This is a genomic window from Pseudomonas sp. (assembly GCF_033723075.1).
Classification (GTDB): domain Bacteria; phylum Pseudomonadota; class Gammaproteobacteria; order Pseudomonadales; family Pseudomonadaceae; genus Aquipseudomonas.
This window is the reverse complement of sequence record NZ_JAWVXU010000009.1, coordinates 14,301-35,991: the sequence shown is the minus strand read 5'-3', so window position 1 is coordinate 35,991 and position 21,691 is coordinate 14,301. Positions and strand designations below refer to the sequence as shown.

Sequence of the window (21,691 nt, the reverse complement as noted above, 5' to 3'; positions counted from 1 at the left end):
CCCGCGCGCCACCGGTGCCTCAAAACTGTTACCGCGCCCCGACCTGCTGGCCTGGCCCACGGCCGCGTCGACCTGATCCTGCGGAATCCCAGCCAACCCGCCGGCAACGGTCCGGAGCGGCTCGAGGAACTCCGCCAGCTGCATCCGAGCCTGCCGGTGATGGTACTCTCTTGCTCGGAGCTGCCCGGCGAACAGCTCAGTCTGGTGGACGCCGCATCGGCCAGATCGCCCATGGACATGCAACACGCCCTCACTATTTGCGCGCGCCTGCTGCCCGCCAAGGAGCTCTGCAATGCCTGAACTGTCGCGCATCCTGCATGTGGAAGACGACCCTTCGATCCAGGCGGTGGCCAAGGTTGCCCTGGAGGCCGTCGGCGGTTTCAGGGTACTGAGTTGCTCGTGCGGCCAGGATGCACTGGATCAGGTACAGGGCTTCGCCCCCGACTTCATCCTGCTGGATGTGATGATGCCGGGCATGGATGGCCCGCAGACCCTGGCGAAAATCGCCCAGCTGGTGGATATCGGCCAGATCCCTGTGGCGTTCATGACCGCCAAGGTACAACCCGCCGAGATCGAGCATTACCGCGGCCTGGGCGCCCGCGATGTAATCATCAAACCCTTCGACCCGATGCAGCTGGCCGCCCAGGTTCGAACGATATGGAGCAGTGTTCATGGCTGAACAGCACACCCCGACCAGCGAACTGCAGCGCCATTTGCAGCTGCTCAGCGAACAATTCGCCGAGCGCCTGGAGCAGGAACTGCCCGAACTGGCCAACAAGGCCGAACTGCTGCAAGCCGGCGACCACCAGGCGCAACTGCAACAGCTGCGCAGCCTGCGCGATCAGTTGCACAAACTGGCAGGCGCGGCCGGCACCTTCGGCTTCGCCAGCATCGGCCAGCGCGCCCATGAACTCGAACAGCAGGCCATCCACTGGCTGGAGAGCCTGCGCCTGAAGGATCAGGGCCTGGAGGAGTTCATCCAGCAACTGCAGCAGTTCGCCAGGCAATGCGTGCAGAGCGAACCGGCGCCGAACAGCCCCGCTCGCCCGCAAGCCAGCCTGAAAGCCGATACGGACACCCACTGCATCTACATCCTCGAGGACGAGATCAGCACCGGCGAGAACATGCGCCTGACCCTGGGCAATTTCGGCTACCACGCCGAGCACTTCAGTCGTATCACCGAGCTCGACGCGGCGCTGCTACAGCGCCTGCCCGATGCCCTGATCATCGACGTCAACCTCGGCGACAGCGAGCAAACCGGCCTGGCCTATGCCGCCGCCCTGCAACAGCGCCTGGCACAACCGCTGCCGTTGCTGGTGATCACCACCGAGGACGATTTCGCCACCCACCTGGACGCGGTACGGGTCGGTGCCATGGGTTACTTCACCAAACCGGTGGACATTCCCCAGCTGGAAAACCGTCTGGAGCGCTGCTTCGCCCAGCAGCAGGGCGAACCATACCGGGTGCTGATCGTCGATGACGACCAGCACCTGGCCAGCCGCTACAGCCTGATCCTGCGCGGCGCCAACATGCTGGTCGAAGTGCTCGACGCGCCGTCGGGGATCTTCGAGGCCATGAGCCGTTTCAACCCGGAGGTGGTGCTGCTCGACGTCAACATGCCGGACTGCACCGGTCCCGAACTGGCGCAGATCATCCGCTTCAACGACGACTGGCTGCGGGTGCCGATCATCTACCTGTCGGCGGAAACCGACATCACCCGGCAGATGAACGCCCTGATCAAGGCCGGCGACGACTTCGTCAGCAAACCCATCGCCGACAACGCCCTGGTCACCACCGTGTTCTCCCGCGCCCAGCGCGCCCGCCTGCTGAGCATCGCCCTGTCACGCGACAGCCTGACCGGCCTGCTCAAGCATGCCGACATCAAGGAGCAGGTCGGCATCGAACTCGAGCGCGCACAACGCAGCGGCAAACCGGCCAGCGTGGCGATGCTGGATATCGACTTCTTCAAGCAGGTCAACGATAGCTACGGCCACGTCGCCGGCGACAACGTGATCCGCGCCCTGGCCAACCTGCTGCGCCAGCGCCTGCGCCGGGTCGACAGCCTGGGCCGCTATGGCGGCGAAGAGTTTCTCGTGGTGCTGCCCGACTGCCCGGCCGACCAGGCCCTGTGGGTGCTCGACGAAATACGTCAACGCTTTGCCGAGCTGCACTTCATCGCTGGCGACAGCGAGTTCTCGGTCACCCTGAGCGCCGGTATCGCCTCGACCGAACAGGGTGCACAGGATGCCGACGAACTGCTTGAGCGGGCCGATCGCGCGCTCTACGAGGCCAAACACGGCGGCCGCAACCAGGTCAGCCAATCCTGACCGAGTAGCAGGTCGAGACGACGCAAGCGGCGTTATGCCCGCAGCCAATTCCTTCTGGGCCTGTCCAAGAGCACTCATGGGGCCCCGCTGTCGGCACATGGCTGAGAGGCCGTGAAAAAGCGCTTACCTACTGCGGCCGTCGCCAAACGCCCGCCGCGGTGTTGCGCTCGATATTTTCACAGCCGCTAATCGGCGTGGTGAATTGCGGCTTGGCTTTATGAATTAAATAGCGTATTTTTTCATGAAATTTAATATTATTAATTTCATGAGGCGCGCCGTGTTCAAACAATCCGCCCAGCATGTCGCCAGCTACTACGCCCGCACCTTTCCCGGCCCGCTTGCCTTGCGGCCAACCCTGCACGACCGGCTGAACTGCGACGTCCTGATCGTCGGCGGCGGCTTCAGCGGCCTGCACACGGCCTTGCGCCTGGCCCTGGCCGGCAAGCGGGTGATCCTGCTGGAAGCCAGCCGGGTGGCCTGGGCCGCCTCCGGGCGCAATGGCGGCCAGGCGCTGCTCGGCTGGTCCTGCGATATGCCGCCGCTGGAGCAGGCCCTGGGCCAGGAACGCACCCGCCGGCTGTGGGACAGCATGCGCTGGGCCGCCGCGGAGCTGCGCGAACTGCCCGGGCGCCATGGCTTCGACGTCGACTACCGGGTCGGCAGCCTGTGGGCTGCGGTGCAACAGCGGCGCATCGCGCAACTTCGCGAGGCGCAGCACGACGCCGTGGAGAAGTGGGGCTACCCACACATGCGCCTTATCGAGGGCGAGGAACTGCCCGAGTGGATCGCCAGCCCGCGTTACCTGGCCGCACTCTATGACCCCGAAGCCGCCCACCTCAACCCGCTGAAACTGGCCCAGGGCCTGGCCGATGCCATCGAGCAGGCCGGCGGGCAGATCTTCGAACAGAGCCAGGTGCTGGAGTATCACGAAACCAGCGCAGGCTTCGTCGCCCGCACCGCCCAGGGCGAAGTAGCCAGCGATGTGCTGGTGCTGGCCTGCAACGCCTACATCGATGGGCTCGATCGCCAGCTGGCCAGCCGCCTGCTGCCGGTCGGTTCCTACCAGGTCGCCACGGCGGCGCTCGACCCCGAGCTGGCGCGCTCGCTGCTGCCGCGCAACAGTTGCGTGATCGACAACCAGTTCGTGCCCGATTATTTCCGCCTGACGCCGGACCAGCGTTTGCTGTTCGGTGGCGGTTGCACCTACCTGGGCGGCATTCCCAGGGACGTGGCCAGTGCCACCCGGCCCTACCTGGAGCGGGTATTCCCGCAACTGCGCGGGGTCGAACTGGAATTCGCCTGGGGCGGGCACATCGACGTCAGCATGAAACGCACCCCGGATATCGGCCGCCAGGGCCAGCGCTACTGGCTGCAGGGCTTCTCCGGCCACGGCGTGCTGCCAACCCTGGCCGGTGCCCGCGCCGTGAGCGACGCGATTCTCGGCGACGACGAACTGCTGGCGCTGTACCAGGCCATTGGCAACCCGCGCTTCCCCGGTGGCGCGCTGCTCGCCGCACCGCTGGAGGCCGCCGGCAAGGCCTGGTACCGGCTGCGCGATATCGTCTGAATCCTCAGGCTGGAATACTGCGAAGCGTTTTCCGACAACGGCCGGTGGATGGGAAAAGCGCCATCCGCCCTACAACAGCCTCACAGGAACTCAACATGGATATGCAGGATGAAGTCGAAGGTCTGGCGATACTGATTCGCGACCTGCGCAAGCACAAGAACCTCACCCTCGGCGAACTGGCCGAGCGCATCGGCCGCTCGGTGGGCTTTCTCTCCCAGGTCGAGCGCGGCCTGTCCCGCCCCACCGTGGCCGATCTCACCGCGATCAGCGAAACCCTGGGCGTGCCGACCACCTATTTCTACAGCCTGAGCAAGCCGCGCGCACTGCGCTGGGTGACCCGCCCCGGCGAGCGACGCACGCTCTACTATGCCGGCGGGATCACCGACGTGCTGGTGTCGCCGAGCATGTCGGCCGGCTTCTCCATGCTCGAAAGCCATCTGGCGCCCGGCGCCAGCAGCGGCGAAGGGCACCTGGACGACAGTTCCGAGCAAGGTGGCTTCGTCCTCGAGGGCGAGCTGAGCATCTGGCTAGGCGACGACCCGCAAGCCGTGACCCTGGGCCCCAACGACAGTTTTCAATTGCCGCCACACAGTCAGTTCCGTTACGCCAACCTCACCGAGCAACCGACACGGGTGCTCTGGGTGTTCAGATGATTCAGCCAAAACCTACTGCGCTCGACCATGCTGCGTTGAAAGCAGGCTCGGACTGCTCATGTACCACTTGTACACTCCGCGTCCTCGCCTGCTTTCGCCTTGCCTGTCCTTCGCTCGCTACGGTTTTGATCTGATCACGCCCAGCATTTATGAAGATCAAGGACAAGAACATGACAATCTCAACACCCGATCTGCTCAGCGAAGTACGCGCCTTCCGCGCCCAGAATCCGGCGGTGCGCTACGTCGACCTGATCAGCCTGGACATTCCCGGGCATTTCTACGGCAAGCGCTACCCGGTCGAGATGCTGGAAAAAGTCGCCGCCGGCAGCCCGCTGAAGATCCCGCAGAACTGCGTGCTGCTCGGCGCCCAGGGCGGTCTGCACCCGATCGGCGACTACTGCTTCAACGACGGCGACCCGGACGCGCCGCGCCGCTTGATCCCCGGTACGCTCAAACCGGTGCGCTGGGAAAGCCAACCGCTGGGGCAGATGCTGATCAGCTCGGACGGCACCGCCGCGCCGATCGAATTCGAGCCGCGCGAGGTGCTCGCACGGGTATTACAGCGCCTGGAGGCGCGCGACATCCGCCCGGTGGTGGCCTTCGAGCTGGAGTTCTACCTGTTCGACCGCGCACTCAAGGACGGCCTGCCGCAATTCCCCCGCGACCCGTTGTGCGGCGATGCCGACGACCAGCCGAACATGCACATCGAACGCCTGTCGCGCTTCTCCGACGTGCTCCACGAGATCGTCGAGGCGGCCAACGAGCAAGGCGTGGACGCCAACGTGATCACCGCCGAACTCGGCCCCGGTCAGTTCGAGATCAACTTCGGCCACTGCGACGACGGCCTGCGCGCCGCCGACTGGGCCGCCCTGTTCTGCCGCAGCACCCGTGGCGTGGCGCTCAAGCACGGCCAGCGCGCCAGCTTCATGAGCAAACCCTATCTGCAGGCGCCGGGCAGCGGCATGCACGTGCATGTCAGCCTGTACGACGCGGCGGGTAACAACCTGCTGGCGGCGGATGAGCAGCGCCCGCTACGGCATGCCGTGGCCGGCTGCCTGGAACTGCTGCCGCACTGCATGCCGATCTTCGCCGCCAACCACAACGCCTACCGCCGCTATGGCGCCATGGTCAACGCCGCCAGCCGCGCCAGCTGGGGTTATGAGGACCGCGACGCGTGCATCCGCATCCCCGAGTCGGACGGCCGCAACCTGCGCATCGAACACCGCCTGGCCGGCGCCGACGCCAACCCCTATCTGGTGCTGGCCGCCATCCTCACCGGCCTGGAGCACGGCCTGGATGCCCAGCGCGAGCCCATCGCCCCGCTCAACGAGAATCGCCAGAGCGGCATCGACTTCCCCCAGGACATGCTCAGCGCCGTGGCGGCGATGCGCGACCACCCCGTGGTCAACCAGGGCCTGGGCAGCGAGTTCGTCATGGTCTACTGCGAGAACAAGCGCCAGGATCACCTGGCCTTCATGCATGACCTGAGCGCTCGGGAGTACCGCTGGTTCCTCTAGCAGGCCGTTGCGCCGGACAGGCCCTGGATGGGCAGGCCGGCGCTGCGCCAGCCGGCGAAACCGTCGATCAGGTAGCGCGCATCGAGCCCCATCGCCTGCAGCGTGGCGGCGCAGCCCTGGCTGATCTCGTGGCCCTGGGCGCAATACAGGATTGCCGGTCGGTCCCGTGGCACCTGATCCTTCCAGTCGAACACGGCTTGTGGATCGCGCCACTGCGCCCCCGCAATTTCTGCGGCGTCGGCCAAGCGCACAGGCGCCCGGCGGACATCCAGCAAGGTGAAACACCTGCCCGCCGCTTGCCATTCCGCCAGTTCGCACATCGAGATACGGCTCATCGCACACCTCCCATTCAGTTCAACAACAGATGCACCAGCAGGCCCAGCAACGCGCAGGCACCGATCACCTCGATCACCCCGCGCTTGAACCTGAACAACGCCAGCGCCGCCGCCAGCGCGATCAGCGCCGAGGGCCAGTCGAAGGTGCCGGCAAAGCCTTGCGGCCAGAGCACGTGGTAGCCGAAGAACAGCGCCAGGTTGAGGATCACTCCGACCACCGCCGCAGTGATGCCGGTCAGCGGCGCGGTGAACTTCAGCTCGCCATGGGTCGACTCCACCAGCGGTCCACCGGCGAGAATGAACAGGAATGACGGCAGGAAGGTGAACCAGGTGACCAGAGTCGCCGCCAGGGCGCCGGCGACAAACACCTGCTCGGGGCCGAACACCTGCTGCACATAGGCGCCGACGAAGGCGACGAACGCCACCACCATGATCAGCGGTCCCGGCGTGGTCTCGCCTAGCGCCAGGCCGTCGATCATCTGGGTTGGCGTCAGCCAGGCGTAATGGCCGATTGCGCCCTGGTAGACATAGGGCAGCACCGCATAGGCGCCGCCGAAGGTCAGCAACGCCGCCTTGGTGAAAAACCAGCCCATCTGGGTCAGGGTGCCCTCCCAGCCGTACAGCCAGGTCAGCAGGCCCATCGGCACCAGCCAGAGCACGGCGCCGGCCGCCACGATCAGGGCTAGGCGCGAGGCGCGAAACCGCGCATGGGCGGGTGTCGGGGTGTGATCATCAATCAGCGCCGGGCCGAAGGATTTGTCCGCCGCCGCATGGCCACCGCCGATGCTGAACTGTTCCGGCAGCAGGCGCCCGCCGATATAACCGAGCAGCGCTGCGCCGAGCACGATCAGCGGGAACGGCACATTGAGGGCGAATATGGCGACGAAGGACGCCGCGGCGATGCCCCACAGCCAGTTGTTCTTCAGCGCCCGCGAACCGATGCGCCAGGCGGCCTGCATGACGATGGCGGTGACCGCCGGTTTGATCCCGTAGAAGATTCCCGCCACCAGCGGCACGTCGCCGAAGGCGATATACACCCAGGACAGGGCGATCAGGATGAACAGCGACGGCAACACGAACAGCGCCCCGGCGATCACCCCGCCCCAGGTGCGGTGCATCAGCCAGCCGATATAGGTGGCCAACTGCTGGGCCTCGGGGCCGGGCAGCAGCATGCAGTAGTTCAGCGCATGCAGGAAACGCCGCTCGGACAGCCAGCGGCGCTTCTCCACCAGTTCCTGATGCATGATCGAAATCTGCCCGGCCGGGCCGCCAAAGCTGATCAACCCGAGCTTGAGCCAGAACAGAAAAGCCTCGGCCAGGCTGACGGGTGGCGGGCTGTCGTGCTCGGTTTGCGGCGTAGGCATCGCAGGGGTGTCCACTCGGGTTGAAAGGGCTGGCGCACTATAACGCGCAGCGCTGACGGACTGAGCGCGCGTGGAAAAACTCCCACCCACTGCGACCCGACAGATAGGTTTTAATAGTGCTCTGCTTTCGCCCAAGGTTTTCCCAGATGCCTCTAACTGCCGACGAACTCGCCCGGATCAGCGCCCTCACCCTGCAGCACTATCAGCAGTGCGCCGAAGAATTCCGCGAGGGCACCCGCGATCACGATGTCAGCCAGAACATCGTCGCCCTGCTCGGGCATATCCAGGCCGAGCCGCCCTACCGGATCCTCGATTTCGGCTGCGGCCCGGGCCGCGACCTGCGCACCTTCAAGGCCCTCGGCCATACGGCCATCGGTCTGGACGGTTGCCCGCGCTTCGTCGAGATGGCCCGCGCAGACAGTGGCTGCGAGGTCTGGCAGCAGGACTTTCTCGCCCTCGACCTGCCCACCGCGCAGTTCGACGGTATCTTCGCCAACGCCGTGCTGTTCCATATCCCCAGCCAGGCACTGCCACGGGTGCTGGATCAGTTGTTCGCCACGTTGAAACCGGGCGGTGTGCTGTTCAGCTCCAACCCGCGCGGGGAGAACCAGGAGGGCTGGAACGGCGAGCGCTATGGCGCCTACTACGACCTGGCCAATTGGCATGTGCTGCTGAGCGCCGCCGGCTTCGTCGAACTGCAACACTACTACCGCCCGCCCGGTTTGCCGCGCGCGCAACAGCCCTGGCTGGCCAGCGTCTGGCGCCGGCCCTAGGCCGTTCTTATCAAAAAATAAATAACCCGTTGTTTTATATATAGAAATTTAATCTGCGCACGCTGGCCAGTGGTGCACACGGCCTAGGCGGCCCCGCGTCCCCTACACAGGTCAACCTGCCGAATGCTGTTTGCGCCAGGTCGCCGGCGGCAGGCCGAACTCGCGCTTGAAGGCACGGTTGAACGCGGCCTCCGATTCATAGCCGATGGCGTAGGCGATCTGCGCCAGCGAAACACCGCCATCACACAGCCGCGTAGCCGCCAGCTGCAGGCGCCAATGGCCCAGATAGGTCATCGGCGGCTGGCCGAGCAGCCGGCTGAAGCGCTCGGCGAAGGCGGAACGCGACAGGCCGACTTCACGCGCCAATACCTCGGTGGTCCAGGGCTCGGCCAAGCGGCTGTGCAACAGGGCCAGGGCCTTGCCGACGAAGGGATCGCGCAGCGCGGCCAGCCAGCCGTTCTGCTCGGCCGGCAGGGTCGCCAGGTAACGACGCACCGCCTCGATGAACAGCAGTTCGGCCAGTTTGTTGAGCAGGGCCGCCGAACCGCTGGTGTCGGTAGCGAATTCCGCCGCGGCCAGGCGAAACGACTGCTCGACCCAGGCCCCGGCCAGGCCCTCGCTAAGCCGGAGACGCAAGGCTGGGGGCAACGTCGCCAGCAGCGGATTATCCGCCACCTCGCAGCCGAGAAAGCCGCAGATGACATGCGTCGATTCGCCACCGCCACCGTAATGCAACCGGGCGAGACCGGGGCAGACGGCCGGTTGGATCAGGTCGTCCACCACCACCGGGTGCAGCTTCAAGGCGCTGGCCAGACGGTGGGCATCGTTGCGTGGCAGCAGCACGATATCGCCCGCGCCCAGCCGCAGCGGTGGCTCCCCGGCGAGTTCGAGAAACAGCTCGCCGTCGACCACATAGTGATAGGCAATGATATGCGCGGGCACGGCACCGAGCAGCCGACAGTCCTCCGGCTCCACCTTGGCGGTGATGCACCAGGGGGCGGTGAACTCGGCGTGGAGAAAGACCACCGCGGAAAAACGGACGGCGGCGAGCACGTCTGAAAGGGCGTCCATGGGCTTGGCTTCGCATCGATGGCGGCTGCATCAACAGTGCCGGCGGCTTGGACATATTCGCCGGACACCTACCTGACTACCTTAGCGCTGGTCAGACGCTCGCGGCGGCCCGCGCAAGCCGTTGAAAAACGCCGCGCGAGCCTCGGTTACGGTTGATTGACCAGCGCAGCTGTTACTTCGCCTGGCACTCGCCTGTGCGCTCCCGCCTAACCGTCGCTCGCCACATGTTTCAACGTCCTGCCACGCCACTGCCGCGCAGTCCGCAGCGCCTGCATCATTCGTTTTAGCTCAGGAGACGAGTAAATGACAATAAGAGACATGCAGGGCCTTGCACTTTCCGGGGCCGATGCCTTCAGCCTGGCGCATTACGAGAAAGCCCTGCGCCAGTTCCAGTGTTATGTCGGCGACCCCGTGGCCAGCGTCGACGCCGCCATCACGGCCTGCCCAACCTTGGTCATGGCCCATGTACTCAAGGCCTACCTGCACCTGCTCGGCACCGAGCCGGATGGGCTGGCAGTCGCACGGGCCTGCCACGCCAACGCCCTGGACCTGCCGGCCAATGCCCAGGAGCGCGGCCATATCGCGGCCGTGGGCCAGTTGATCGACGGCTATTGGCGGCGCGCCGGGCAAACCCTGGAAGACCTGTCCATCGCCCAGCCACGCGATATCCTGGCCCTGCAAGCCGGGCATCAGGTGGACTTCTTCAGCGGCAATTCACGCATGCTGCGCGACCGCATCGCCCGCGCCCTGCCGGCATGGAGCGCAGGCATGCCCGCTTATCACGCGGTGCTCGGCATGCATGCCTTCGGCCTGGAGGAAACCGCCGACTATGCGGCGGCCGAAGCGGCCGGACGCCGCGCGGTGGAGCTCGAACCGCACGACGGCTGGGCGCAGCATGCGGTGGCACATGTGCTGGAGATGCAGTGCCGTCAGCACGAGGGCATCGCCTGGATGCGCGCCAGCCCGCAAGCCTGGGCGGCGGACAGCTTCTTCCAGGTGCACAACTGGTGGCACCTGGCGCTCTACCACCTGGAGCTGGGCGAGATCGACGAGGTGCTGGCGCTGTTCGACGGGCCCGTCTATGGCGCGCAGTCCGGCGTGGTGATGGATCTGGTCGATGCCGCGGCGCTGCTCTGGCGTCTGCACCTGCAGGGCATCGAACTGGGCAACCGCTGGCAGGCGGTCGCCGACCATTGGCAGCCGCTGGCCAATGCCGGCAACTATGCCTTCAACGACGCCCACGCGATGATGGCCCTGGTCGGCGCCAACCGGCCACAGGCTGCCCGCGCGCTACTCGAAACCCAGCAGCAGACCATGCGGGGTGGCGCAGACAATGCGCGTTTCACCGCCGAAGTTGGCCACCCGGTGAGCAAGGCGATCTTCGCCTTCGGCGACGGCAACTATGGCGAAACCGTGCGTCTGCTGCGACCCGTGCGCAATATCTCCCAGCGCTTCGGCGGCAGCCATGCGCAGCGCGACCTGCTCGACCTGACCCTGATCGAGGCAGCCTTGCGCGCCGGGCAAAAGGATCTGGCCACAGCGCTGTGCAACGAACGCCTGGCCGTGCGCCCGGCCAGCCCCTTGAGCCGGCGCCTGACCAGCCGCGCCGAACTGCAGCGGGCGGCCTGAGGTCGCGCGGCAATCCTGAGCGCCGGTGAAAAAGCGCTCCCCTGCCGCCGTACTGCTGCTCACTTAAGCCAAGTGAGCAGCAGTTTTTTGTAGCGCATTGGGCAACTGGCTTCGACAGGCGCTGATGGCTAACGGCGGAACGGCGTCGGCCAGCTCGACGCCAGGCGCTATATTTCTGTATATATAGCGCTAGACCCAGGCTAAAGTACCCAGGCCACGCGTACACCGCCCAGACGTTGCCCGCCAACCATGGATCAAGGAGTCATTGGATGGATTGCCGTATCCCCCGCACCTGGCTGACACTGCTTGCCGGCCTGACCTGCAGTGCCAGCGTGCTGGCCGAGCAAGTGCAGGTAGCCGTGGCCGCCAACTTCACCGCGCCGCTGCAGGCGATTGCCCGCGAATTTGCAAAAGATACCGGCCACACACTGGTTGCTGCGTTTGGCGCCACCGGTCAGTTGTATGCACAGATTCAAAACGGCGCGCCTTTCGAGGTGTTCCTCGCCGCTGACGACAGCACCCCGGCCAGGCTGGAAAACGCAGGCCACGGGGTTGTCGGTTCGCGCTTTACCTATGCGATTGGCAGCCTGGTGCTGTGGTCGGCCAAGGCCGACTACATCGACGGCAGCGATGCGGTGCTCAAGGCGAACCGGTTCCAGCATCTGGCCATTGCCAACCCGAAAGCCGCGCCTTACGGCCTGGCCGCGACCCAGGTGCTGGCTAAACTCGGTTTGAGCGAGTCGCTACGGGGCAAGCTCGTCGAGGGGCAGAGCATTACCCAGACGCTGCAGTTCGTGTCGACCGGCAATGCCGAGCTAGGGTTCGTCGCACTGTCGCAAGTGTATAAGGATGGCCAGCTCAGCAGCGGCTCGGCTTGGCTGGTGCCTGGTGAGCTGCATGAGCCGATCAGACAGGACGCGCTGCTGCTCAGGCAGGGCGGGAACAACCCCGCGGCCACTGCGCTGGTCGAGTACCTGAAAGGCCCGAAAGCGGCTGAAATCATCAAATCCCATGGTTACCAGCTGTAAACAAAGGTCGTCGCGATGCCACTCACCCAAGCCGACTTCGACGCCGTCCTGCTGACCCTTGAGCTGGCTTCGCTGACCACCCTGCTGCTGTTGCTGATCGGCACGCCCATCGCCTGGTGGCTGGCGCGCACCCGCTCCCGGTTGAAGCAGCCGATCGGCGCCATCGTCGCCCTGCCGCTGGTGTTGCCACCAACGGTGATCGGTTTCTACCTGCTGGTGAGCATGGGGCCCCATGGCTTTATCGGCCAGCTGACCCAGAGCCTCGGCCTGGGCACCCTGACGTTTACCTTCACCGGGCTGGTGATCGGCTCGGTGTTCTATTCCCTGCCCTTTGTCGTGCAGCCACTGCAGAACGCCTTCGAGGCGATTGGCCGTGGCCCGCTGGAGGCCGCGGCAACCCTGCGCGCCGGGCCCTGGGATGCGTTTTTCAGCGTGGTGCTGCCATTGGCCAAACCAGGCTTCATGACCGCGGCGATTCTCGGTTTTGCCCATACCGTGGGCGAGTTCGGCGTGGTGCTGATGATTGGCGGCAATATCCCCGGCAAGACCCAGGTGGCCTCTGTACAGATCTACAACCATGTGGAATCCATGAATTATGCCCAGGCCCACTGGCTGGCCGGGGGAATGGTGTTGTTTTCCTTTATCGTGCTGCTCGCGCTCTATTCCGGGCGTAGCAGCAAGCGGGTGTGGCAATGATCTGGCCGTTGCAGCGCCGCAATGCGGCAATTCGCACAGTCGCGGGGGCGGGCGAAATCCAGGCGCGTTTCAAGGTTGAACATGCCGGTTTCACCCTGGATGTCGAGCTGAACCTGCCCGGGCGCGGGGTCAGTGCCCTGTTCGGCCATTCCGGCTCGGGCAAGACCAGCTGCCTGCGCTGCTTCGCCGGGCTCGATCAGCCGTCCGAGGGCTATCTGCAGGTCAATGGCGAGCTGTGGCAGGACAGCGCCCAGGGCATCTTCGTGCCGGCGCATCAACGCGCCGTGGGTTACGTGTTCCAGGACGCCAACCTGTTTGCCCACCTGTCGGTGCGGCGCAATCTGGAGTACGGGCTCAAACGCATCCCCGCGGCGCAGCGACGGATTGCCCTGGAGCAGGCGGTGGACCTGCTCGGCATTGGCCATCTGCTGCAGCGTTTGCCGGGCAACCTGTCCGGTGGTGAGCAGCAGCGCATCGGCATCGCCCGGGCCTTGCTGACCAGCCCGCGCCTGCTGCTGCTGGATGAGCCGCTGGCCTCTCTCGACCTCAAGCGCAAACAGGAAGTGCTGCCCTATCTGGAGCGGCTGCACGAGGAACTGGAGATTCCGATTGTCTACGTTAGCCATTCCCCGGATGAGGTCGCGCGCCTGGCCGATCACCTGGTGCTGCTCGAAGACGGTCAGGTGCAGGCCAGCGGGCCACTCAAGGAAACCCTGCTCAGAAGCGATCTGCCCTTCCTGTTCGAGGACGATGCCGAGGCCGTGGTCGATGGCATCGTCAGCCACTACGAGCCGGACTATCGGCTGCTGAGCATCCGCCTGGGCGGCACCGACGCCATGCTGCAGCTGACCCATGCGCCTCTGGCCGCGGGCAAGCCGGTGCGGGTCAAGGTCAAGGCGCGGGACGTGAGCCTGAGTCTGGACAAGGCCCGGGACACCAGCCTGCTCAACCTGCTGCCGGCCCGGGTCGAACACTGGCTGACGCTGGCGAACCAGGCGCAGATGCTGGTCAGCCTGCGGGTTGGCGATGAGCGGATGATCGCCCGCATCACCCGCTATTCCTTCGACAAGCTGGGTATCCACGCCCAGCAGGCGCTGTGGGTGCAGATAAAATCCGTCTCGCTGCTGGCGTCCGATTGAGCGCAGCGGCTCAGCGGTTTTGACCATAGCGAGCGCCGTCACGAGACCGCCCCCCAGGCGTTCGCAGCAGGCGGACGTTTTGCACGGGGCTCAGTCAGCTCCTGGCTCCTGGCTCCTGGCTCCTGGCTCCCAATCCTTGACGGCACATTTCCGACGAAATCACTCTTTCGAGGCATGCCTGCAGGTCACAGGCGCAGTACCCTCTTGCCGTTGATGGATATGCCCACTGTCTCCGCATTGCTCAAAAAAACAACAAGGAGCACCCCGGAATGCGCAACACGCCGTTATTTCGTCACGTTTTTCTCTGCCTGTTCGGCACCCTCGCCTGCCTCGCACCGCTGGCCTTCGCCGAAGCGGTCAGCCAGCAAGAGCAAGTCCAGGTTCAGGCCAGCCGGGCGACCAGCAGCCTGATGCTGTTGCGCGGAGAAGGTTTCCAAAAGAAACACCTGAACACCCTCGAAGCCGACCTGCAGGCACTGTCCGGCGCGATACAAAGCCTGCCGCAAGGCAGCGATTCCCTGCGCAGTGCGCACCAGCAACTGGTGCTGCAGATCCGCCAGGGCGTGGCCTTTGGCCCGGACGAAGCAAACATGCCCTGGCGCTATCCGGAAGAGCTGAGCAAGGCGCTGCTGGGCGTTCTGCATGAAGCCCGTCAGCTGTCGCCAGAGGGTGACAGCGAGCTGGCCGCCAAGCTCGAATACCTCTCCGTGCAGTACCTGAGCCGCGCCTATCTCGGCAACTTCGAAATCGCCCGCGAGCAGGTCGATACCTACCTCGGTCAGGACGAACGCAAGCTGGTGCCCTCCATCGATGGCGAACTGGCCACCCTGGCTGCCACCGACTTGAGCAAGCTGAAGGTCCGCTGGGAGTACCTGAAAGCCGCGCTAAAAGACCTGAACAGCCAGAGCAGCGCCCTGCAAAGCGTCTCCGGCCGGGCCTTTGCGCCTATTACCGTGTATCGCCACACCCGCTCGCTGACCCAGCAGTGGATGGCGATACAGTAGCTCGGCGGGACCACTCGCCGAACGGAATCGGCGCAACGAGCCCGCTCAGCGAATGCAGGTCGGCCCGGCACGCTGCACCACTGCCTGCTCGACCTCCTTGCGCAGGCCCAGCAGGAACGCCGCTTCGGCGGCAACGAACAACGGGCCGATGAGCAATCCCATGACATCATCGACGAACGCCGGTTTGCGCCCCTCGTAGTAGTGGCCGACGAACTGGATAATCCAGCCGATGATGAACAGCGCCAGGCCGCTGCTCAGCCACAGCGCCGTCGACTGCAGCGCCAGCAGCGCGCCCGCCCACAGGCAGAGCCACAGCAGCGCGGCCATCAGCAGACCGAAACGCAGATCGAGCCGCAGGTAGAACGCAGCGGCGGCCAACGCGCTCAAGGTCGCGGGCGACAGCCACAGACCGGCCAACTCCAGACCTGGACGCGACAGCAGCACGGCGACGGCCAGCACGATCAGCGGAATGCCGATGAAGTGACTGAGTATATTGCGCCGGTCGCGGTGATAGGCGGCGTACTGGGCGAGGTGATCGACAAGGGTTTTCACTATGATCGTTCTCATGCGAGGCAGGCCTGTGCATGGTGGAACAGCCGCACCGGCACACTCTGTCAGCTAGCCGACAAACTCTGGAGAAGCCCATGCAAGACCCACGCGTCTACCGTGCCTGCCTACAGGGCGGGCACTGGTTCAGCGCCCTGCCCGTAGCCCTGCAGGATGCGCTGCTCGAGACGGCCCAGGTACAACGACTGGACGCCGGCCAACGGCTGTTCCGCCGCGGCGATCCGCCCAGCGGGCTGTACGCGGTGGTCGAGGGCGCCATGCGTATCGGCGCGGTCAGTGCCAGCGGCAAGGAGGCGTTGCTGACCCTGATCGAGGCGCCCTACTGGTTCGGCGAAGTCTCCCTGTTCGACGGCCAGCCGCGCACCCACGATGCCTTCGCCGAAGGGGCCAGCACCCTGCTGCTGGTACCCCAGGCCGCCCTGCTCACACTGCTTGAGCGTCAGCCGCAGTACTGGCGCGATTTCGCCCTGCTGATGAGCCACAAGCTGCGCCTGGCGTTTATCGCCCTGGAGCAGATGAGCCTGCTGCCCGCCGCCCCGCGCCTGGCCCGCCGGCTGCTTATGATTGCCGAGAACTACGGCGAGGGCGAACCGCGCCGGGTGATCCACCTGGCCCAGGAACAGCTGGCGCTGATGCTGGCGATCTCCCGGCAAACCACCAACCAGATCCTCCAGGAACTGCAAGCCCAGGGCATCGTGCGCCTGACCTACGGCGAGATCGAGATCCTCGATCTACCGCGCCTGCGCCAGGCGGCGATGTAGACGGCACGCGACTCAACCTGCCCAGAACACGCGATAATCGTCGCGGCTGCAACAGAACTACTGGCCCGCTGTCAGGGTCCACCCTCTGCACCGAGTACGCCTCCTTCCCGATAGCCAGAGCCCAATGCCCCGATGCCCGTAACCTCAACCCTGAGCAACACTGCCACCCTGCCCCAGGTACTGGCCGGGCCGCTATTACGCCGTTTGCAACCTGATCGGCTGTTGCTCTGGCTGGTCGGTTCACAGCCGCTGCCGCTGACCCTGCAACTGGCGTTTACCGCAGAGGGCGTGCCGACAAGTCGCGACTACCCGCTGACGGACGAATACTGCCACGTGCTGCAGATTGGCGAACGGGCCTTTCTGCACCTGATCGACCTGCCACTGCAAAACCCGCTCCCCTGCGATGTGCAGATCGACTACGACCTGTTGATCGCCACCGATGGCCAGCCGCCACAAGGCATCGCGCAGTGGGCCGTGCACCTGCTGTATGGCAACGCCCAGCGACCGAATTTCGTCCTGCGCTCGCGCATCGATCAGTTACTCCATGGCTCTTGCCGCAAACCGCACCACGCGGCGGCAGATGGCCTGCTCTGCGTCGACCGGCTGCTGGCGCGCCCCCATAGCCCCAGCCAGCGCCCGGCCTTGCTGCTGATGAGCGGCGATCAGGTGTACGCCGACGACGTCAGCGGACCGATGCTGCGCGCCATCCATCAGCTGATCGAACGCCTGGGGTTGTTCGGCGAGCGCCTCGAAGGTGCAGTGGTCGACGACAGCGACGCGCTCTATGTGCATCCGGCCAGCTACTACCAGCGCGCCGACCTGCTGCCGGCGCTGGCGAACAACGACACCCTGCGCGAGAAATTCTTCGGTGGCGTGGAGAAGCCCATTTTCACCAGCAACAGCGCCGACAATCATCTGGTCACCCTGGCCGAGGTGCTGGCGATGTATCTGCTGGTCTGGTCGCCAACGCCCTGGACGCTGCTCGCCACTGACATGCCGGCACTCAGCGCGGAACAGGCTGCGCGCTATCAACGGGAACGCGTACCCATCGACGCGTTCCGCGCCGGGCTTGGCCGGGTCGCCCGCGCCCTGGCCCACCTGCCGACCCTGATGATCTTCGATGACCACGATGTCACCGACGACTGGAACCTCTCCGCGCAGTGGGAACAAACCGCCTACGGCCACCCGTTTTCCAAGCGCATCATCGGCAATGCGCTGATCGCCTACCTGCTGTGCCAGGGCTGGGGCAACAATCCAGACGTGTTCACCGAACAGCTGCGACAGATCCAGGCGATGAGCCGCGGCCGCGACGGCAACAACCATCTGGACAGTGCTGCCCAGGATGGGCTGATCGATCAACTGCTGCATTTTCACCACTGGCACTATGAGCTGCCCAGCAGCCCCGCCCTGGTGGTGCTCAACACCCGCACCCGACGCTGGCGCAGCGAGCGCAACCTCAAGCGGCCCTCCGGCCTGATGGACTGGGAAGCGCTGTGCGAGCTGCAACAAGCACTGCTCGACCATCCTTCGGCGATCATCGTCTCGCCGGCGCCGATCTTCGGGGTCAAGCTGATCGAAGGCGTGCAGAAGCTGTTCAGCTGGGTCGGGCAGCCCTTGATGGTCGATGCGGAAAACTGGATGGCCCATCGCGGCGCGGCCCAGGTGATCCTCAACATCTTTCGCCACTCGCGCACACCGGGCAACTACGTGATTCTCTCCGGGGATGTGCACTACTCGTTCGTCTACGAGGTGCTGATCCGCCAGCGCAAGCGCGGGCCGCACATCTGGCAGATCACCAGCAGCGGTTTGAAGAACGAATTTCCGCCGCGCTTGCTCGACTGGTTCGACCGCCTCAATCGCTGGCTCTATGCCCCCTGGTCGCCGCTCAACTGGCTGACCAAGCGCCGACGCATGCAGGTTGAGCCACGTATCCCGTCACGCAGCAAGGCTGGCGAGCGCCTGTGGAACGCTGCCGGCATCGGCCAGGTGTTCTTCAACGAGCAGGGCCAGCCCTGCGAAATCCTCCAGCACAACGCCGATGGTTCGCCGCCAGTGGCCTTCGGCGGCGAACGGGAAGCACCGGCAGCGGACCAGATCACCGCAGCCGAGACGCCCTAGCATGTAGGGCGGCTTCGCGAACGGCCTGCTAGCGCAGCTTCTCCAGCATCTGGTAGTACCACATGCCGGCGGCCAGCATCGGGTTGCCGAACAGGTCGCCGAGCGGCACCTTGATCTGCTTGCAGGCGGCGAAAGTGTCGAACTGCTGCAGCGTGCCGGTCAGGGCGTTGGCCATGATCTCGCCCATGATGTGGCTGGTGGCGATGCCGTGGCCGGAGTAGCCCTGGCAATACCAGACGTTGCTGGAGAGCTTGCCCAGCTGGGGAATGCGGTTGATCACGATGCCCATGGCGCAGCTCCACTGGAAGTCGATCGCCACCCCTTTGAGCTGCGGGAAAGTCTGCTCGATGCCCGGGCGCAACTCGGCCGCGATATCACGCGAGTCGCGCCCCGAATAGTTGCAGCCGCCGCCGAACAGCAGGCGCTTGTCGGCGGTCAGGCGGTAGTAGTCGAGGACGAAGCGGCAGTCGTAGACCGCCAGGTCCTGCGGGTTGAGCTGCTCGGCCAGCTCGCCCAGCGGGGCGGTGGTGACGATGCCGCCCATGGCCGGGAAGATCAGGCCCTTGAGCTTTTTCGCCTCCAGCTTGTGGTAGACATCGCCGGCCAGCAGCACCTGCTTGGCGTTGATCCGACCTTCGGCGGTGACCACCGCCGGGTTGGCGCCGTGGACGATATCCAGCACCGGCGAATGCTCGAAGATCAGCGCGCCCAGGCTCGCCGCGGCCCTGGCTTCGCCGATGCACAGGTTGAGCGGATGCAGGTGCATGTTGCGGGTGTTCTTCAGCGCGCCGCAGTAGAGGTCGCTGGCCAGATGGCTCTGCACCCCGGCGCGATCGAGCAGGGTCACGTCGCCGGCCATGCCATGGCGCACGGCTTCGGCATAGGACGCTTCCAGTTCGTGCATATGCACCGGTTTCATCGCCGCATGCAGGTGGCCGTGCTTGAGGTCACAGGCGATGGCGTACTTCTCGACCCGACTCTTGATGATGGCGTGTCCGCGCCAGCGCAGGTGCCAGATGAAGTCATCCACCTCCTCACCCAGGGTTTTGCGCATCTGCTTGGTCATGGCCGCATCACCCGACAGGCTGCCGGTGACCTGGCCGCCGTTGCGCCCGGTGGCGCCCCAGCCGATCTTGTGGGCCTCGACGATGGCCACCTTGAGGCCACGTTCGGCCAGTTCGACGGCGCTGGCGACCCCGGTGAAACCGCCACCGATAATGACCACATCGACATTCACCACACCCTTGAGGGTCGGGTAGTCGGTTTCCTGGTTGAGGCTGGCGCTGTAGTACGACGGGCAGCGCTCGGCTGCGGGGATGACGGCATTGATAGCGGCGGTCATGGGCAATGTTCCTTGTATCCAGGGAGGGAACCGCGCAGCGTTTCCCTCCACGAAATTCGGTGAGTCTCAGGCGTGGCCCGGATGCGATCCGGCAAAGGTCCGCACGGCTGCCTGCTCGATTGTTTCGCGGCTGAAGCCCCTCCCCCGGATCCCAGCGTTCCTGTGGGAGGGGCTTTAGCCGCGAAGCTTGGTGGGGCGGCTCAGGCCTGGGTCAGGTACCAGCGCCAATCCTGCTCGCCGACCTCGGCCATGAACTGGCGGTACTCGGCGCGCTTGATCGCCAGATAGACCTTGAGAAACTCCTGCCCCAGGGCTTCACGCGCCCAGGTGGACTGCTCCAGCGCCTGGATCGAGGTCAGCCAGTCGGTAGGCAGCAACTCCTTGGCCTGGGCATAGCCGTTGCCCTCGATCGGGGCACCCGGATCGAGCTGCTCGCGGATGCCGCGGTGGATACCGGCGAGGATGGCAGCCGCCGCCAGATAAGGGTTGGCATCGGCGCCGCAGATGCGGTGCTCGATATGCCGGGTATTGGCCGGCCCGCCGGGCACGCGCAGGCTCACGGTGCGGTTGTCCACGCCCCAGGTCGGTGCCAGCGGCGCGTAGCTGTTGGCCTGGAAGCGCCGGTAGGAGTTGGCGTTGGGGCAGAACAGCAGCAAGGAGTCGAGCAGGCTCGCCAGCATGCCCGCAACCGCCTGGCCCAGCAGCGGCGTACCGGCCGGCTGCTCGCTGGCGAACAGGTTGTGGCCCTGCGCATCGGCCAGACTGACGTGCATGTGCATGCCGGTACCGGCCAGATGATCGAACGGCTTGGCCATGAAACAGGCCTGCATCCCGTGCTTGTGCGCCACGCCCTTGACCAAGCGCTTGTAGCGTACCGCCTGGTCCATGGCCAGCAGCGCATCGCCATGCTCCAGGGTGATTTCCACCTGACCCGGGGCGTATTCGGAAATCGCCGTGCGCGCCGGGATGCCTTGCAGCTTGCAGGCAGCGTAGAGATCGGCGAGGAACGGCTCGATCTGCTCCAGCTCGCGCAGGCCATAGACCTGGGTGCTGCGCGGACGGCCGCCGTCACGGTCGAGTGCCGGCTGCGGGCGACCCTGGCTGTCGCGCTGCTGGTCGAGCAGGTAGAACTCCAGCTCGCAGGCCATCACCGGGTGGTAACCCTCGGCCTTGAGCTTGTCTATCACCTGCACCAGCAGATGCCGCGGGTCGGCAACGGTGGCCGGCATGCCCTCGCTGGGGTGCATGCTGACCTGTACCGCGGCAGTGGGAATCTGCCGCCAGGGCATGCGGGTCAGGCTGCCAGCCAAGGGATAGGCGCGGCAATCGATGTCGCCGACCTCCCAGACCAGCCCGGTGTCCTCGACATCGTCGCCGTTGATGCTCAGGCCAAGGATAGTGCTCGGCAGCGGTCGGCCGCTGGCATAGACGGCAAGTAGCTCATCACGGTGGAGCAATTTGCCGCGCGGCACGCCGTTGGCATCGAGGATAAACAGCTCGAACAGTTCGATATCGGGGTTTTGCGCCAGGAATTCCTGGGCATCTTGCACGGAGGCGAATGGCATGGGGCTCTCGTTAGCGCCGAGGGGCGCACGTCCAGCCTGCAACACCGCGAGGGCGGCGGCAGGACACAATCATCGGAAGGGCTGCACGCGGGTGCAGCCGACTTATTCAGACTAGAACGAAAGCACTATCCGGTGGGCGGGCATGACGGCAATGCCATAACGCCCAGAACGCGAGGGTTTCTGGCAACAATGGGTTGATCCGATCGGCGCCAAAGAACTTGCGTTCCCGTCGAGA

The 21,691-nt window shown here is 65.3% G+C and carries 19 protein-coding genes; 13 read left to right on the top strand and 6 right to left on the bottom strand.

Annotated features, from left to right (window positions below; genetic code table 11):
* Positions 1-292 precede the first annotated feature (292 nt).
* The 5 genes from R3355_RS12295 (at position 293) to R3355_RS12275 (ending at position 6,064) form a co-directional block, all read left to right on the top strand.
* A complete protein-coding gene (locus tag R3355_RS12295; protein ID WP_318961442.1) occupies positions 293-679 on the top strand; it encodes a response regulator in 387 nt (128 codons plus the stop codon).
* Positions 672-2,327 (top strand): diguanylate cyclase, encoded by a 1,656-nt coding sequence (locus R3355_RS12290; protein WP_318961441.1) that lies wholly within the window; start codon positions 672-674, stop codon positions 2,325-2,327. Before R3355_RS12295 ends, R3355_RS12290 begins: the two co-directional genes overlap by 8 nt.
* A gap of 277 nt (positions 2,328-2,604) precedes the next feature.
* Positions 2,605-3,894 (top strand): FAD-binding oxidoreductase, encoded by a 1,290-nt coding sequence (locus tag R3355_RS12285; protein ID WP_318961440.1) that lies wholly within the window; start codon positions 2,605-2,607, stop codon positions 3,892-3,894.
* Between the two features lie 95 nt (positions 3,895-3,989).
* A complete protein-coding gene (locus R3355_RS12280; RefSeq protein WP_318961439.1) occupies positions 3,990-4,547 on the top strand; it encodes an XRE family transcriptional regulator in 558 nt (185 codons plus the stop codon).
* A 170-nt stretch (positions 4,548-4,717) separates the two neighbouring features.
* Positions 4,718-6,064 carry a glutamine synthetase family protein gene (locus R3355_RS12275; protein WP_318961438.1) on the top strand — a complete coding sequence of 449 codons (1,347 nt, stop codon included), beginning with the start codon at positions 4,718-4,720 and terminating at the stop codon, positions 6,062-6,064.
* Here R3355_RS12275 and R3355_RS12270 read toward each other — a convergent pair.
* Both R3355_RS12270 and chrA read right to left on the bottom strand, forming a co-directional pair.
* On the bottom strand, positions 6,061-6,399 hold the full coding sequence (locus R3355_RS12270) for a rhodanese-like domain-containing protein (RefSeq protein WP_318961437.1): 339 nt from the start codon (positions 6,397-6,399) through the stop codon (positions 6,061-6,063). The two genes, R3355_RS12275 and R3355_RS12270, sit on opposite strands and share 4 nt — an antisense overlap.
* A 14-nt stretch (positions 6,400-6,413) precedes the next feature.
* Positions 6,414-7,763 carry a chromate efflux transporter gene (gene chrA, locus R3355_RS12265; protein ID WP_318961436.1) on the bottom strand — a complete coding sequence of 450 codons (1,350 nt, stop codon included), beginning with the start codon at positions 7,761-7,763 and terminating at the stop codon, positions 6,414-6,416.
* A gap of 146 nt (positions 7,764-7,909) precedes the next feature.
* Here chrA and R3355_RS12260 point away from each other — a divergent pair, with 146 nt between their 5' ends.
* On the top strand, positions 7,910-8,536 hold the full coding sequence (locus R3355_RS12260) for a class I SAM-dependent methyltransferase (protein ID WP_318961435.1): 627 nt from the start codon (positions 7,910-7,912) through the stop codon (positions 8,534-8,536).
* A gap of 111 nt (positions 8,537-8,647) precedes the next feature.
* Here the strand turns inward: R3355_RS12260 and R3355_RS12255 are convergent, their stop codons facing one another.
* Positions 8,648-9,607 (bottom strand): AraC family transcriptional regulator, encoded by a 960-nt coding sequence (locus R3355_RS12255; RefSeq protein WP_318961434.1) that lies wholly within the window; start codon positions 9,605-9,607, stop codon positions 8,648-8,650.
* A gap of 303 nt (positions 9,608-9,910) precedes the next feature.
* On the opposite strand from R3355_RS12255, the gene R3355_RS12250 reads away from it, so the two are divergent.
* From R3355_RS12250 to R3355_RS12230, 5 genes are all read left to right on the top strand, one after another.
* Positions 9,911-11,236, top strand: coding sequence for a tetratricopeptide repeat protein (locus R3355_RS12250; protein WP_318961433.1), 1,326 nt, complete (start codon positions 9,911-9,913; stop codon positions 11,234-11,236).
* Positions 11,237-11,505: 269 nt separating this feature from the next.
* Positions 11,506-12,264: a molybdate ABC transporter substrate-binding protein gene (gene modA, locus R3355_RS12245; RefSeq protein WP_318961432.1), complete on the top strand. Its 759-nt coding sequence runs from the start codon at positions 11,506-11,508 to the stop codon at positions 12,262-12,264.
* Between the two features lie 15 nt (positions 12,265-12,279).
* Positions 12,280-12,960, top strand: coding sequence for a molybdate ABC transporter permease subunit (gene modB, locus R3355_RS12240; RefSeq protein ID WP_318949115.1), 681 nt, complete (start codon positions 12,280-12,282; stop codon positions 12,958-12,960).
* A complete protein-coding gene (modC, locus tag R3355_RS12235; RefSeq protein WP_318961431.1) occupies positions 12,957-14,099 on the top strand; it encodes a molybdenum ABC transporter ATP-binding protein in 1,143 nt (380 codons plus the stop codon). The genes modB and modC overlap by 4 nt, the downstream gene beginning before the upstream one ends.
* Positions 14,100-14,368: 269 nt before the next feature.
* Positions 14,369-15,103, top strand: coding sequence for a hypothetical protein (locus R3355_RS12230; protein WP_318961430.1), 735 nt, complete (start codon positions 14,369-14,371; stop codon positions 15,101-15,103).
* A 45-nt stretch (positions 15,104-15,148) separates the two neighbouring features.
* On the opposite strand, the gene R3355_RS12225 is transcribed toward R3355_RS12230, so the two are convergent.
* Complete coding sequence (locus tag R3355_RS12225) at positions 15,149-15,655, bottom strand: DUF962 domain-containing protein (RefSeq protein ID WP_318949126.1); 507 nt, start codon at positions 15,653-15,655, stop codon at positions 15,149-15,151.
* A gap of 92 nt (positions 15,656-15,747) precedes the next feature.
* Between R3355_RS12225 and R3355_RS12220 the strand changes: the two genes are divergently transcribed.
* Positions 15,748-16,431, top strand: coding sequence for a Crp/Fnr family transcriptional regulator (locus R3355_RS12220; protein WP_318961429.1), 684 nt, complete (start codon positions 15,748-15,750; stop codon positions 16,429-16,431).
* 132 nt (positions 16,432-16,563) lie between these two features.
* Positions 16,564-18,549, top strand: a complete 1,986-nt coding sequence (locus tag R3355_RS12215) for an alkaline phosphatase D family protein (RefSeq protein ID WP_318961428.1) — start codon at positions 16,564-16,566, stop codon at positions 18,547-18,549.
* 28 nt (positions 18,550-18,577) lie between these two features.
* Here the strand turns inward: R3355_RS12215 and R3355_RS12210 are convergent, their stop codons facing one another.
* Together R3355_RS12210 and R3355_RS12205 are read right to left on the bottom strand one after the other, a co-directional pair.
* Complete coding sequence (locus R3355_RS12210; protein ID WP_413243508.1) at positions 18,578-19,879, bottom strand: NAD(P)/FAD-dependent oxidoreductase; 1,302 nt, start codon at positions 19,877-19,879, stop codon at positions 18,578-18,580.
* A 212-nt stretch (positions 19,880-20,091) separates the two neighbouring features.
* Entirely contained in the window at positions 20,092-21,456 is a 1,365-nt protein-coding gene (locus tag R3355_RS12205; RefSeq protein WP_318961426.1) for a glutamine synthetase family protein, read from the bottom strand.
* Positions 21,457-21,691: the final 235 nt, after the last annotated feature.